12 protein-coding genes are annotated in these 13,678 nt (G+C 70.7%); 6 read left to right on the forward strand and 6 right to left on the reverse strand.

What is annotated here, in order from left to right:
- The 3 genes from ACIBH4_RS04795 to ACIBH4_RS04805 form a co-directional block, all read right to left on the reverse strand.
- Entirely contained in the window at positions 1 to 795 is a 795-nt protein-coding gene (locus tag ACIBH4_RS04795) for a TIGR00730 family Rossman fold protein (protein ID WP_362509816.1), read from the reverse strand.
- A 216-nt stretch (positions 796 to 1,011) separates the two neighbouring features.
- Positions 1,012 to 2,073, reverse strand: a complete 1,062-nt coding sequence (gene dapE / locus ACIBH4_RS04800; RefSeq protein WP_362509813.1) for a succinyl-diaminopimelate desuccinylase — start codon at positions 2,071 to 2,073, stop codon at positions 1,012 to 1,014.
- 184 nt (positions 2,074 to 2,257) lie between these two features.
- Positions 2,258 to 3,106, reverse strand: a complete 849-nt coding sequence (locus ACIBH4_RS04805; protein WP_362509810.1) for a 2,3,4,5-tetrahydropyridine-2,6-dicarboxylate N-succinyltransferase — start codon at positions 3,104 to 3,106, stop codon at positions 2,258 to 2,260.
- 68 nt (positions 3,107 to 3,174) lie between these two features.
- Here ACIBH4_RS04805 and ACIBH4_RS04810 point away from each other — a divergent pair, with 68 nt between their 5' ends.
- The gene (locus ACIBH4_RS04810) at positions 3,175 to 3,999 is read left to right on the forward strand and encodes a hypothetical protein (RefSeq protein WP_362509807.1); all 825 of its coding nucleotides are present in this window, start codon (positions 3,175 to 3,177) and stop codon (positions 3,997 to 3,999) included.
- 159 nt (positions 4,000 to 4,158) lie between these two features.
- Here ACIBH4_RS04810 and ACIBH4_RS04815 read toward each other — a convergent pair whose 3' ends face one another.
- The 3 genes from ACIBH4_RS04815 to fdxA form a co-directional block, all read right to left on the reverse strand.
- Entirely contained in the window at positions 4,159 to 4,836 is a 678-nt protein-coding gene (locus tag ACIBH4_RS04815) for a DUF4178 domain-containing protein (protein WP_362764117.1), read from the reverse strand.
- An 11-nt stretch (positions 4,837 to 4,847) separates the two neighbouring features.
- Positions 4,848 to 5,927, reverse strand: coding sequence for a succinyldiaminopimelate transaminase (dapC, locus tag ACIBH4_RS04820; protein ID WP_362509801.1), 1,080 nt, complete (start codon positions 5,925 to 5,927; stop codon positions 4,848 to 4,850).
- A gap of 183 nt (positions 5,928 to 6,110) precedes the next feature.
- Complete coding sequence (gene fdxA, locus ACIBH4_RS04825) at positions 6,111 to 6,437, reverse strand: ferredoxin (RefSeq protein WP_344902423.1); 327 nt, start codon at positions 6,435 to 6,437, stop codon at positions 6,111 to 6,113.
- A 160-nt stretch (positions 6,438 to 6,597) separates the two neighbouring features.
- Here fdxA and ACIBH4_RS04830 point away from each other — a divergent pair, with 160 nt between their 5' ends.
- The 5 genes from ACIBH4_RS04830 (at position 6,598) to ACIBH4_RS04850 (ending at position 13,665) form a co-directional block, all read left to right on the forward strand.
- Positions 6,598 to 6,798, forward strand: coding sequence for a hypothetical protein (locus ACIBH4_RS04830; protein ID WP_362509797.1), 201 nt, complete (start codon positions 6,598 to 6,600; stop codon positions 6,796 to 6,798).
- A gap of 205 nt (positions 6,799 to 7,003) precedes the next feature.
- The gene (locus ACIBH4_RS04835) at positions 7,004 to 8,065 is read left to right on the forward strand and encodes an ABC transporter substrate-binding protein (protein WP_362509794.1); all 1,062 of its coding nucleotides are present in this window, start codon (positions 7,004 to 7,006) and stop codon (positions 8,063 to 8,065) included.
- A gap of 137 nt (positions 8,066 to 8,202) precedes the next feature.
- Positions 8,203 to 8,955, forward strand: a complete 753-nt coding sequence (locus tag ACIBH4_RS04840; protein ID WP_362764114.1) for a methyltransferase domain-containing protein — start codon at positions 8,203 to 8,205, stop codon at positions 8,953 to 8,955.
- A 111-nt stretch (positions 8,956 to 9,066) separates the two neighbouring features.
- Entirely contained in the window at positions 9,067 to 11,604 is a 2,538-nt protein-coding gene (locus ACIBH4_RS04845) for a hypothetical protein (protein WP_362764110.1), read from the forward strand.
- A gap of 3 nt (positions 11,605 to 11,607) precedes the next feature.
- Entirely contained in the window at positions 11,608 to 13,665 is a 2,058-nt protein-coding gene (locus ACIBH4_RS04850; RefSeq protein WP_362509785.1) for a UvrD-helicase domain-containing protein, read from the forward strand.
- Positions 13,666 to 13,678 lie beyond the last annotated feature (13 nt).

Here is a 13,678-nt window from a genome sequence, read left to right on the forward strand (position 1 = left end):
CTATTCGGCATCGCCGACCGTGGACATGGCCGCTTTCCTTTCGTCCCCCAGTTGGCGGCCCCTCTTGCTGTCTGCGTCCATGATGATCCGGACCGCCTCGTCGACGTCGTCGGTGACGTGGATGAGATTCACGTCCACCGGAGAGATCTTGCCCGTCGCCACGAGGGTGTTCTTGATCCAGTCGATCAGGCCGCCCCAGAACTCCGTCCCCATCAGCACCACGGGGAAGGAGGTGACCTTCCGGGTCTGGACCAGGGTGAGCGCCTCGAAGAGCTCGTCCATGGTGCCGAAACCGCCGGGCAGCGTGACGAATCCGCAGGAGTACTTCACGAACATGGTCTTGCGGACGAAGAAGTAGCGAAACTCGATGCCGAGATCGACGTACTCGTTCATGCTCTGTTCGAAGGGCAGCTCGATGCCCAGGCCGACCGAGACGCCGTCCGCCTCCACGGCTCCCCTGTTGGCGGCCTCCATGCAGCCGGGGCCGCCACCGGTGATCACGGCGTAGCCCGCCTCGGACAGCTTCCTGCCCAGCTGAACCCCCATCTCGTACTCGGGGGTGCCCTCGGGGGTGCGCGCGGACCCGAAGACGGTGACCGCCTGGGGCAGCTCGGCGAGGTGGCCGAAGCCCTCCACGAACTCGGCCTGGATGCGCATCACCCGCCACGGATCCATGTGCAGCCAGTCGGCAGGACCTCTCCGATCAAGAAGCCGCTGGTCGTGGGTGGACTCGGAGACGAGATCACCACGGACCACGGCGGCCCCCTGGCGACGCTCTGGACGTGTTTTCTTCATGCGGGCCACCGTAGCGTCGTCTCAGAAAAATCTTGAAAAATCTCCATGAAAACATGGAACCGGACTTTGAACAGCGCACGTCTAACCGAACGAGGGTGCTGCTCGGGACTGAAAGTGGCTTTCCCCGCCAAATGGCCGGCGAGGAAAGCCACTTTCATTTGCACCGCCCCTCCAGGCTCTCGCACGTCGAGGCCCGCGCACGCCGCGAACAAGTCCTCACGACAGCCAGTCGAGCATTCCGCGCTCGCAGTCGGCGATCTTCGCCAACGAGACGAACTCCTCCTTCTGGTGCGCCAGGTTCGGATCCCCGGGACCGTAGTTGACCGCGGGCACGCCCAGGCCGGAAAAAAGCGACACGTCGGTCCAGCCGAGCTTGGCCCGTGGCGTGCCGCCCACGGCCTCGACGAAGGCCGACGCCGTCGGATGGGTCAGGCCGGGCCGCGCGGCGGCGGCGCCGTCGGTGAAGCGGACCTCGTACCCGTCGAAGACCTCGCGTACGTGGGCGCGCGCCTCGTCCAGCGACAGGTCGGGAGCGAAGCGGTAGTTCACGGTCACCACGCACTCGTCCGGGATCACGTTGCCCGCGATGCCGCCGCCGATGCCCACCGCGTTCAGTCCCTCGTGATACTCCAGGCCGTCCACGAAGGGAAGCCTCGCCTCGTAGGCGTTCAGGATCGCGAGCACCGGCTGGGCGGCGTGGATCGCGTTGATCCCGAACCAGGACCTGGCGCTGTGCGAGCGCTTGCCCCGGATGACGACCTGGGCCCGGAGCGTGCCCTGGCAACCGCCCTCGATCACGCCGTCGGTGGGCTCCATGAGCACGGCGAAGTCACCCGCGAGCCAGTCGGGACGGGTGCGGCTGAGGCGGAGCAGCCCGTTACGCTCGGCCTCGATCTCCTCGCAGTCGTAGAAGACGTAGGTCACGTCCCTGCTGGGCTCGGGAAGGGTGGCCGCGAGTTTCAGCGCGACCGCGACACCGGCCTTCATGTCCGAGGTGCCGCAGCCGTACAACCGGTCTCCCTCGACCCGGCTGGGCAGGTTGCCCGCGACGGGAACGGTGTCGAGGTGCCCGGCGATCACCACCCGCTCGCCGCGGCCCAGGTGAGTGCGGGCCACGATCGACTCGCCGTCGCGTTCGACGGTGAGGTGCCGTAGCGGCCTCAGGGACTCCTCCACGGCGTCGGCCAGGGCCTTCTCGCCGCCGCTGACCGACTCGACGTCCACGATCCTGGCGGTGAGCTCCCCGACATCCTGCGTGAGGTCCAGACGCGTACTCATGCCCGCGACCCTAGTGCCCGCACGAGTCTCACGCCCATGCCCCGGTGCCCGCACGAGTCTCACGCCCACGCCCTGGATGCCCGCACGAGGTCCGGCCCCGTGGGAAACCCGCCGTGCCCGTGCCGGATCCGAACGGTCCTCCCATCTCACCCCGCACCCCCACCGGTCCGGGCGCCGACCGGCCCTATCCGTGCAGGATGCGGTCGAGTTCGGCCCTGCCGGGCCTGTGGCCCTCCTCCAGGCGTTCGAGCACCAGGACACACCCCAGGCCGAAGGCGCCGCCGGGAAACTCGCGCCGACGGGTGCCTCCGGTCGCCACGCACCGGTCGGGGACGCGCCCGCGCTCCAGTTCCTCGCCCGTCCGAACGTCGATCACCGGGGTCGAGCCAGACAGGATCGTCCCGGCGCCGACCACGGCACCCCGTCCCACACGGGCCCCATCGGCGATCACCGCCCGGCCGCCGATCATCGCACCGTCCTCGACGATCGCGGGCATCGTCCGTTCCTCGGCGGCGAGGAAGGCCTCCCCGCCGTCGGGGTCGCCGCTCTCCCCGACGCCGACTCCCCCGGACAGGTGGACGTTCCTGCCGATCTGGGCGCACGAGCCGATCGAGACCCACGTGCCCACCGTGCTGCCCTCGTCCACGTGGGCGCCGATATCGACGAACGAGGGCATCAGCACGACGCCCGGCGCCAGGTAGGAGCCCCAGCGGGCGATCGCCCCCGGCACGACGCGCACCCCCTCGACGGAGGCCTTCAGCGGGACGCGGTCGTGGTGGTGGAAGTCGCCCACCTGGGACCTGGACGTGCCGAGCACCAGGAACGCGAGCATGACAGCCCGCCGGGCGCGCTCGTCAACGACCACCTCGCCGGCGCGGGAGACCCCGGCGACCCGGGCCTTGCCACTGTCGAGCATGTCCACCGCGCTCACGACGACGGCGCGGGCCTCGGTGTCGGCGGGGCTCAGCTCGGCCCTGCGCCACCACAGCTCGTCGACGGCCGCGGGCAGCGGGCTGGCATCGCTCTGGGTCATGGCCGGAGCCTATGTTCGCGGCGTTCTACCAGACCGCGCAATCGCTGGGGACCTGTAGGTTCTTGACCGTGCGACGGCGCTTCTCAAAAGGGGTCATCGCGATCATCGCGATCGTGACCGTGCTCGCGGTGGCCATCACCGTGGGTCTTCTCAGCCTGCTCAGGAAGGTGACACCGCTCGTCGACCTCGGCGAGGGATGCAAGATCACCACACCGGAGGGCTCACTGGAGCTGGACCTCGAACAGGCCAAGGTGGCCGCGGTCATCGCGGCCGTCGCGGCCCGCAGGAAGCTGCCCGAGCGGGCCGTGGTGATCGCCTACGCCACCGGAATCCAGGAGTCCAAGCTGGAGAATCTGACGGGCGGCGACCGCGACTCGGTCGGCGTGTTCCAGCAGCGCCCCTCCCAGGGGTGGGGCGAGCCCAAGCAGCTCGTCGACCCCGTCTACGCCTCGGGAAGGTTCTTCTCCGCGCTGGTGAAGGTGAAAAACTACCGCAAGCTGCCGCTCCACGAGGCGGCCCAGGCCGTGCAGCGCTCGGCGGACGGGTCGGCGTACGCCCAGCACGAGGACGACGGGAAGGTTCTCGCGGCGGCGTTCACCGGGCGCGTGCCCAAGGCGGTGCACTGCTGGTTCCCCGCCCCGACGGGCAAGACCCCGCTCCCCGACGAGCGGGGGGCCGCGCGCGAGCTCGCCAGGGCGCTCGGAGCGGGAAACGGCTTCGCGCCCCCCTCGCGCAAGCGCGGCTGGCTGGTGGCCGGCTGGTCGATCGCCCACGCCAAGGAGTTCGGGCTGGGAGGGATCCGCTACGACGGCCAGTCATGGACGGCCGCGAAAAGCCACGACGGCTGGCGGGCCGACCCGAAATCCTCCGCCAGGAAAGTCGAGCTGTCCTGACCGTCCCCGACCTCTCGGGACGGCGGCCCGTACGCCTTGAGCGAGGAACCCGGCGGGCTCCACCGCGACTCCCCGGGCGACGAGTGCGTCCACATCGCGAGCGGACAGGTCGGGTTCGGGGCGACGTACGGGGCGATGGGGTGATCGAGGGCGTGTGGCCTAGCCGCCCTTCTTCTTCTCGATCTTGATCGTGCCGGGGGCGAGGGGCTGGGCGTGGGAGGCGCCCCAGCGCTTGCCCTGGAGGCGTTCGAAGCTGAGCAGGCGGCCGTCGGCGGCCCGGTAGTCGGCGAAGTCGAGCAGGCCCCGCTCGGGCATCGAGGTGACCCCCTCCCCCCGGAAGGCCGCGGTGCCCCGGTCGACGGGGAAGAAGTCGACCCCCTCGACGCTCAGCGTGGCCTTGGCGGGGATCATGCCCTCCGTGGGTACCTGTGTCCACAGCAGCACCTCAAGGTGCGGCGGATCACCGGCGGCCAGCCCGGGGCGCATCTGGATCGAGAGCCACTGGGGGCGGCGGGTGCCGTCGTCGAGGCGGTACTCGGTCCACTGGGTGCCCTGCCACGACAGGTACAGGGCGCCGAGGACCCTGCTGCGGATCCCCTGGCACTCGATCGTGTCGCCGACCCTGATCGTGCGGGGGTCGGGGTAGTCGATGCCGACATGGCCCGCAGACGGTTGGGCCGACGGCTGCGCGGCCTCAACCGAAGGGAGGGGCGTCTCGCCGGAACGCTCGGACTCGTCGGCCTCCCCGTCCTGACGCGTCGTCGTGAGGAACGCGACGAACAGCAGGACGAGAGTGGCCACACTCAGTCCGAGTATCACGACGACCTCGGGGGTCATGCCGCGCGATCCTACTGGAGGCGCCGCACCGCCGCACCGACGCGTTCGTCGTCGGCCGTCACGGCGATCCTGATGTGCCTCTCTCCCGCGGTCCCGTAGAAGTCGCCGGGCGCGACCAGGATTCCTTTCCCGGCCAGCGCGCGGACCTGGTCCCAGCAGCCGGCTCCGTTGGACGCCCACAGGTACAGGCCCGCGGTGGAGTGCTCGATCTTCCAGCCGGCCGCCTCCAGGGCGGGGCGGAGCGCCGCGCGGCGGGCGGCGTAGCGGGCCCGCTGCTCCTCGGCGTGCTCGTCGTCGTCCAGGGCCACGGCCATCGCCGCCTGGACCGGCGCGGGCATGATCATGCCGGCGTGCTTGCGTATCTCCAGCAGCCGCTTGACCAGCGCGGGGTCACCCGCGACGAATCCGGCCCGGTAACCGGCCAGGTTGGAGCGCTTGGACAGCGAGTGCACCGCGAGCAGGCCCTCGTGCGAGCCGCCGCAGACGTCCGGGTGCAGGATCGAGACCGGCCGCTCCTCCCAGCCCAGCTCGATGTAGCACTCGTCGGAGGCCACGACCGCGCCGTGCTCGCGCGCCCACGAGACGACCTTGCGCAGATGCTCGGCGGGCAGGACTTTGCCGGTCGGGTTGGACGGTGAGTTCACCCAGACCAGCGGCACCCGCTCGGGACCGAGCGCGAGCAGCCCGTCGGTGGCGTACGGCTCGGCGCCCGCGAGGCGCGCTCCCACGTCGTAGGTGGGGTAGGCGAGCTCGGGCAGGATCACCCGCTGCCCCGGGCCGACACCGAGCAGCGTCGGCAGCCAGGCCACGAACTCCTTGGAACCGATCAGCGGCAGCACGTTCGCCTGGTCGAGGATCACGCCGTGCCTGCGTCGCAGCCATCCGGCGGCGGCCGAGCGGAGGCGCTCGGTGCCGTACGTCAGCGGGTATCCGGGACTGTCGGAGGCGTCCGCGAGAGCCTGCCGCACGATGGCGGGCACCGGGTCGACGGGCGTGCCCACCGACAGGTCGACGATCCCGTCCGGGTGCGACGCCGCGAGCTCCTTCAGCGGCGTGAGCCGGTCCCACGGAAAGTCCGGCAGACCGTTCATCGGAGCCTCGCCGGGACGCTCGAAGCCTCTGACCGGTCGGAATTGGCGTTCATGGTGATCAGCCGTCGTCTTTCACTGGAACTGGGCCTGCCGATGACGGGGCGAGGGATTTCGCCGGAACGAGGTCCGGCGATGGCGGTGCGAGGGGACGGCCGTCGCGGCCGCCCCCTCGGACACCGGCTCCTAGTGGCTCTCGGCCTGCGGAGGCAGGGCCGCGACGACCGGGTGGTCCTTCTCGATCTTGCCGACCTTGGAGGCGCCGCCGGGCGACCCCAGGTCCTCGAAGAAGTCCACGTTCGCCTTGTAGAAGTCCTTCCACTGCTCGGGAAGGTCGTCCTCGTAGAAGATGGCCTCCACCGGACACACCGGTTCGCACGCGCCGCAGTCGACGCATTCGTCGGGGTGGATGTAGAGCATCCGCTCACCCTCGTAGATGCAATCGACAGGGCACTCCTCGATGCACGCCTTGTCCAGGACGTCCACGCAAGGCTGCGCGATGACGTAGGTCACCTCGGGCTCCTTCTTCTTTACGCACCTAGGCACGACTTCGACCGCGAGTTGCTAAGCCCTAGTATTGCCGTGCCCGCCGCGTCTCTGAAACGGGAGGGGGCAAAAGCCAATGGCCTTTCATGTCAGCGCTCGCCTGAGCATCACCATAACCCCTTCCGACGTGGGCAAAAGAGTCACCACCCGGAGAAGGGTCCCCGAGGGATTTCGCGACGCGGTGGGCGAGTTGGAGTTCTGGCGGGACGGCGTGCTCGGTGTGCGCAGGCGGAACGGCGTCCTGGTGGAGATCGCCGAGGAGACGCTCGCCGCGGCGAAGGTCGTTCCCGAGTCCCCGCGGCCCCGGGGTCCCCGCACCGGCGGGTGAACGGCGGCCCAGAGACTCCAGGGGACTCCAGGGGACGTTCCGGGGACTCAAGGGGCACCGGGGCCTCGCCGGGACGCTCGGAGCCGCTGACCGGTCAGGATGGACGCCCTCTGGGTAAGCCGCTCGCCAAGACACGTGTAAGCCGTTCGTTAAGAAGCGTCGCGCCTGCTCGACCAGGGGAATGACAGCGGAGAGCATTCCGCTCGTGACCGTACGTACCAGCGCCGCAGCCGCCGTGATCCTCACGGCCACGATCGCCGGATGTGGCGCCCCGGCTCCTCAGAACGTCCAATTCCCGCCTCTCAACGTGCAGGCCGCCTCCCTCAAGGAGGGCTTCTCGACGATGGAGCGCCTCGTGGAGGCCGCCAGGCAGGAGGGGGCGCTCACGGTGATCGCGCTGCCGCGCGACTGGGTGAACTACGGCGAGATCATCGACACCTTCTCCGAGGAGTACGGGATCAAGGTGCACCAGCTGGAGCCCGACGCCGGAAGCGCGCGGGAGATCGCGGCCGCGGACGACCTCAAACCGGACGTGTTCGACCTGAGCATGGACGTCGCCGCGGCCAACGCCGCCCGTTTCGCCCCGTACAGGGTCCAGGGCTGGCAGGACATCCCCGACCGTCTGAAGGACCACAGGGGCTTCTGGTACGCCGGGTACGGCGGCTACATGTCCATCGGCTACGACCCGACCAGGGTCACCGCCCCCGCGTCCTTCTCCGACCTGCTCAAGCCGCGCCACAGCGTCGCGCTGCCCGGCGACCCCCGAGAGGTCTCCGCGGCCTTCAGCGGGGTGATGGCGACCTCCCTGCGGGGTGGCGAGGCGCGGGCGGAGCGGGGCGTGGAGTTCTTCCACCGCCTCAAGAAGGCGGGCAACCTCGCGGCCACCCCCAAGGCGGCCTCGGTCCTCGTCGACTGGGACTACAACAACACCGAGCGGGCCGCCGCCGACAAGACGTGGAAGGTGATGATTCCCGGCGACGCCGTGCTCGGCGCGTACTACGTGCAGGCCATCAACAAGCGGGCCCCGCACCCGGCCGCGGCCAGGCTCTGGCAGGAGTTCCTGTTCTCCGACAGAGGGCAGAACCTGTTCCTGAAGGGTTACGCCAGGCCCGCGAGGATGGAGGCCCTCCAGATGCGCGGCACCCTCGATCAGGAACTGGCCGCGAAACTCCCCGCCACCAACGCTAGGCCGGTGATCCTCACCATCCCGGAGATCGACACGGCGAGGGCCTACCTCCAGCGCGAGTGGTCCAGCAAGGTGAGATAGCCCTGAGGTTGCTGAGGCTGGTGAGACTGATATGTCGCGACTTCCCAGAGGCTCTAAAGTGTCTGGAGAGTACCGATAAGAGGCTTCGCGTCTCAGAATGTGAGCTGATCGTCTTGCGATACGACACCCCGAGCTTGATGAGGTGGAACGCTCGCGCCTACGACAACAGCTTCGGATACGTCTCGGCGCACGGCGCCCCGCTGGTCGACCTCCTCGACCCGCAGCCCGGGGAGCGCATCGTGGATCTCGGCTGCGGCACGGGAATGCTCGCGGCCGAGATCACCTCCCGGGGCGCCTACGTCCTGGGGATCGACGGATCGCAGGCGATGATCGAAAAGGCCCAGGCGCAGCATCCCGGGCTGGACTTCGTCGTCGGCGACGGCCGCGGCTTCACGGTGGCCGAGCTCTACGACGCGGTCTTCTCCAACGCCGCCCTGCACTGGATGGGCCAGGAGCCGGACGCGGTGATCGGCAGGGTCCGCGAGGCCCTCACGCCTGGCGGGCGGTTCGTGGCCGAGATGGGCGGCGCGGGCAACTGCGCCGCGCTGACGGCGGCACTGTCCACCGCCTGGCGGGAGTACGGGCTGCGCGAGCCCGGCCTGCCCTGGTATTTTCCCACCCCCGCCGAATACGCCACGCGGCTGGAGAAGGGCGGCTTCACCGTCCGCCTGCTGGAATACTTCGACCGGCCGACCCCGCTCGACGAGTGCCCCGGCGGGGCGGCCGACTGGGTGCGGATGTTCGCCGGCTCGCTGCTCAAGGAGGTGCCCGCGGAGATGGTCGACCCGCTGCTCCGGCGGGTGAACGAGCTGGCCGCCCCCGCCCTGCGGCGGGAGAGCGGCTGGATGGCCGACTACGTGAGACTGCGGTTCGCGGCCGTACGCCGCTGAACCCACCCAATGCGCCGAGGTAATTTGCCAGACTATGGTCTGTTCCATGAGTCTCGTTCCCCGGCCACATGGGGTGACTCGGGCGGCTTGAGGGGCTGGTGAAGGGAACGGATGAACTTCTGTCTGAGTGACCTCGTGCCGCCGCTGCGCTGGAGCGACGCGGCCACGATCCCACTTCTGCGTGAACAGCCCGACCTACCGGACGCTTGGTGGCGGAGCCTGCCGATGGCCCGCGTGCTCGCCGTGCTGGGCCCGGAGAGGCTCGCCGACATCCTCGCCTCGATCGTCCTGAACCACTGGCCCGCCGCCGCCCTGGGTGACGTGCTCCCCGCCCTGCACGTCCTGGACCCGGACGAGGCCGACGAGCCCTCCACGGCCATCGCCCTCGACCGCGCCGGGTCCTGGCCCGGCCTTCTCTCACTGACCGGCCACGACCTGCGCGACCAGCCGTTCATCCAGCCGGTCCCTCTGCTGCACGTCCTGTTCACGGCGGTCTTCACGCGCCTGGCGGTCCCCGCCCACGCGATCCCGCCGGCGCGCGCGGCCGAGTCCTCCGGGGCGGTGTCCTCCGGGGCGGTGTCCTCCGGGGCGGCCGAGGCCGCCCACGAGCCCGTCGCGGACGGTGGCGCCACGCGCGAAGCCCTCGCGGACGAGGGTGCCGAGAGCGAGTCCGTCGCGAGTGGATCCGTCGCCGGAGGGCTCCGGGCGCCGGACGGCCCGCCCGCCGTGGCGGACCTCCGCGCGCAGACCGTGCCGGAAGACGCCGAGAACGTTCCCACGCCGGAGCCCGAGGCCCTCGCGCAGCCGATGGCGTTGCCGAAGCGCAAGGCCCGCCGGGAGCCACCGGTAACCGACACCCGCCGCCCCGACGAGGCCCCCGGATCGCTCTTCCAGCCCGCCTCGGCGAGGAAGAGCCCGTCGGCGAGCGCCTTCCAGCGGGAGGACGCCGACGCCTTCCCGTGGGAAGGGGCGAGCGCTTTCGTAAGGGAGGACCGGTTCGCGCCCGCTTCCGGGGAGGCGGAGCCCGCCGGAGCCGGAGCCGGAGCCGGACCCGCGGAAACCGGAGCCGGGTTCTTGGAAACCGGGGCCGAGCCCGCCGGAGCCGGTCCCGTGGAAACCGGAGCCGGGCCCGCGGACGTCGAAGCCGTGAAAATTGGGGACAGACCCGCGGAAACCGGGGTCGGAGCCGTGGAAACCGAGGCTGAATCCTCGGAAGTCGAGGCCGTGGAAGCCGGACCTGCGGAAGCCGGAGTCGCGGAAGCCGTCGAGCCGGACGTGGAGCCCGCCACCGAGACAGCCGAGACGGCCGAGACAGGGGACGCCCCCGAGGACGACTCCGAGGGCGACCGCGAGGACGCCTTCGCACTCCCCGACGCCCCCGAGCCGGTCGCGGAGGGCGACGAGGCCGACGGGCGCGACGAGGGTGATGACGAGGGCCGCGACGACGGCGACGAGGCCCGGCCGGTGCGGAAGAACCTGCACGCGCTGCTGGACGGCGTCTTCGCCAACGTGGAGGACAAGCGCTGGGCGGTGGCGCAGAACAGGTTGTTCAGCGACGCCCCGGCGACCGTGGAGGCGCTGGCCAAGCTCTTCGCGGTGTCTCCCGAGGTCATCCGCGGCATCGAGGCCGACCTGCGCCGGGAGCTCGCCGAGTGGGTCGCCTCCGACGAGGCCGCCCCGTACCGGGAGCACCTGGAGGGGGTGAAGGAAATCCTCGGCAAGGCCGCGCCGAGAGAGCGTCTGATCAACGCGGCCGAGTGGCACACCGGGGAGCTGCACTCCCTGGACGTGCCTGCCTGGCAGTTCGTGCTGGCCACCCTCCCCGGCTACCACCTGGTCGACGAGTGGCTGGTGGAGGGCGACATCACCGAGCTGCGCCACCGTACCCGCGACATGATCAGCGGTGCCAAGCCGCCGCTCACGATCAACAAGGCCCTCGACATGGTCTCCTCGCTGGGCATTCACCCCGAGGTGTCCAAGGAGTGGCTGGAGAACGTCCCGCAGCTCCGCATCCTCGGCGCGGGCGAGCGGTCTCCCCAGCGTTCGAACGGCGCCCCGGCCCTCACCGTGGAGAAGCCGGCCGAGGGGATCGGCGAGCCGCCGGGCGGCGGGGAGCCGAGGAAGGCCCCGTTCCGCCCGCTGAAGGACGTCTCGCTCACCAGGCGCTGCTTCCGGCAGCCGGACGGCCGCTGGTGGCTCAGGATCGACGTCACCGAAGAACACCTCGGGGGCATCGAGTGCCCGCTGCCCAGCGGGTTCGCCGCCTACCTCGGGATGTCGCCGGGCGAGGGCCGCACGGTCAGCAGCGCGGTCGGCGAGCTGGTACTCAGCTGGCACGACAGGCCCGTGCTGGAGTCGCTCAGGACGCTCCTGGAGGACGTGGGCGCCAAAGAGGGCAGTCACCTGTTCCTCACCCTGTCCGACGAGGGGGTCCTGCGGGCCAGGCACCTGCCGCTCGCGGGCGAGGAGGTGGAGACGACGGCGCGGGCACTGCGGCTGGTCGGCTACACCGCGGCGGGCGGCACTCCCGAGCAGGCGAGGCGGGTCATCGCCACCCGGGTCGGCATGACGGGTCCCGTGGGCTTCCCGGAACTCCTCACCAGGCTTCGAGAACGCGGGGACCGCGATCTCCTGTCCCTGTTGGCCTGACCCATGCCCCGCCTCGCCATCTCCCCCGACTTCCCCGTCGAACTCGGCGCCCTGGCCCAGCCGGTGCGCAGGGACATCGTGGTCTCGACGCGCAGATTCCTTCAGAACGTGGCGGGCGCCCCGCACCCCGAGCGGGTCAGGGGGGCGAGGGACCCCCGGGTGGCCACCCTGTGGCTGGCCGAGCGGCACCGGGGCGTCGTGGTCAAGCAGCGGGACGTGTACTGGCTGCTCACCGTGCTGCCGGACGCGGAGGCGTGGGCGTACGCGCAGCGCTACCGGTTCGGCGTGAACACGGCGCTGGGCGTGGTCGAGATGTGGGACGCCGAGGCGCTGGACCGGGTGCGGCCCGCGGTGCGCAGGGCGGCCGAGGCGTCCGCGACGCGACTGTTCGTCGACATCTGCGACAGCGACCTGGCCGAGCTGGGGGTCGACGGCCGTTTCCTGCCGCTGGTCAGGCAGATCACCGACCAGCTCACCCTGGAGGCGCTGGAGCCGCTGCTGCCCCCGACGCAGTACGAGCCGCTGGCGGCGCTCGCCAGGGGCGAGTCGATGGCCGGGGCGTGGCGGGAACTGGAGAACTGCCGCGCCGTCGCCGCGGGCCCCGAGCCGATCAATCCCGAGGACTTCGGCGCCGCGCTCGTGCGCAGCCCCGACCGCGCCGTCTTCGTCGACGATCCGCGCGAGCTGAACCGCGTGCTCGACGCGCCCGGCTGGTGCGTGTTCCTGCACCCGCCGCAGCACCGGCTCGCGTACTGGGAGTCCTACCAGCAGCCGACGCTGGTCACCGGCGGCGCGGGCACCGGCAAGACGCTCGTCGCCCTGCACAGGGCCGCCTACCTGGCCAGGCGCGCGAGCGGGCAGATCCTGCTCGTCACCTTCTCCCAGGGGCTGAGCGCCGAGCTCGCGACCAGGCTCGACCTGCTGATCGAGGACGAGGTGGTCCGCAAGCGGATCGAGGTCGGCAACGTGGACCGGCTCGCCCACCGCGTGGTCGCCGAGGCCGAGGGGCGCCCGCCCTCGCTGATCGGCGCCGCCGAGCTGACCGCGCTCTGGGAGGAGACCGAGACCGGTCACAGCCCGGCGTTCCTGCTGCGCGAGTGGGAGCAGGTGGTCCTGGCGCAGAACCTGCGGACCCTGGACGAGTATCTGGCGGCCCCCCGCCCCGGCCGCAGCGTCGAGCTGTCCGGCGAGGAGCGCGCCTCCGTGTGGAGGGCCGTCGAACACGTCACCGAGCAGTTGCGGGCACGCGGCAAGCGGACCCTGCTGCAGCTCGCCTCCGAGGCGTCGGTGCTGCTCGGCCAGACGACGGGGGACCTGCTGGAGGAGGCGGAGCCCGCGCGGGAGCCGTACCGGCACATCATCGTGGACGAGGCGCAGGATCTTCACCCGGCGCAGTGGCGGCTGCTGCGGGCGGCGGTGCCGCACGCCCGCGACGACCTGTTCATCGTGGGCGACCCGCACCAGCGCATCTTCGACACGCGGGTGACGCTCGGCGCCGTGGGAATCGACGCGATCCAGCAGCGTCTGCGGGTGTCGTACCGGCTCCCACGGGAGATCCTGTCCTGGGGAGTCCGATTACGCGGGGGCGGTCCCGCCGACGGGCTCGTCAAGGGTGTGCAGGAGCTTTACGGCTTCAGGGGCACCCGGCACGGGCTCCGGCCGATGGTCCGCGCCTACGATTCACCGCAGGACGAGCTAACGGGTCTGGTGGCACAGGTGGGACAGTGGGTGAATGAGGGTGTGACGCCCGAGGAGATAGCGGTGGCCGCCAGGACCGCCGGCCTCGTGCGTGACGCACGGGCCGCTCTGCGTGATCTGGGGGTACGGGTGACGACGCTGCACGGCATGAAGGGGCTGGAGTTCCGCCGGGTCGCGGTGATCGGCGTGACCGAGGGGATCGTCCCCGACCTCGACTCCCTCACCCCGATCGGTGAGGACCCCGCTGCCAGGGCACACGACCTCCAGCGGGAACGCGGCCTGCTGTATGTGGCCTGCACCCGGGCCAGGGAACTTCTTTACGTTTCTTATTACGGACGGGCAAGTCCATTCCTTCCTACCTGACCACATAGTCTGA

The organism is Streptosporangium sp. NPDC050284 (assembly GCF_044459525.1).
Lineage (GTDB): Bacteria > Actinomycetota > Actinomycetes > Streptosporangiales > Streptosporangiaceae > Streptosporangium.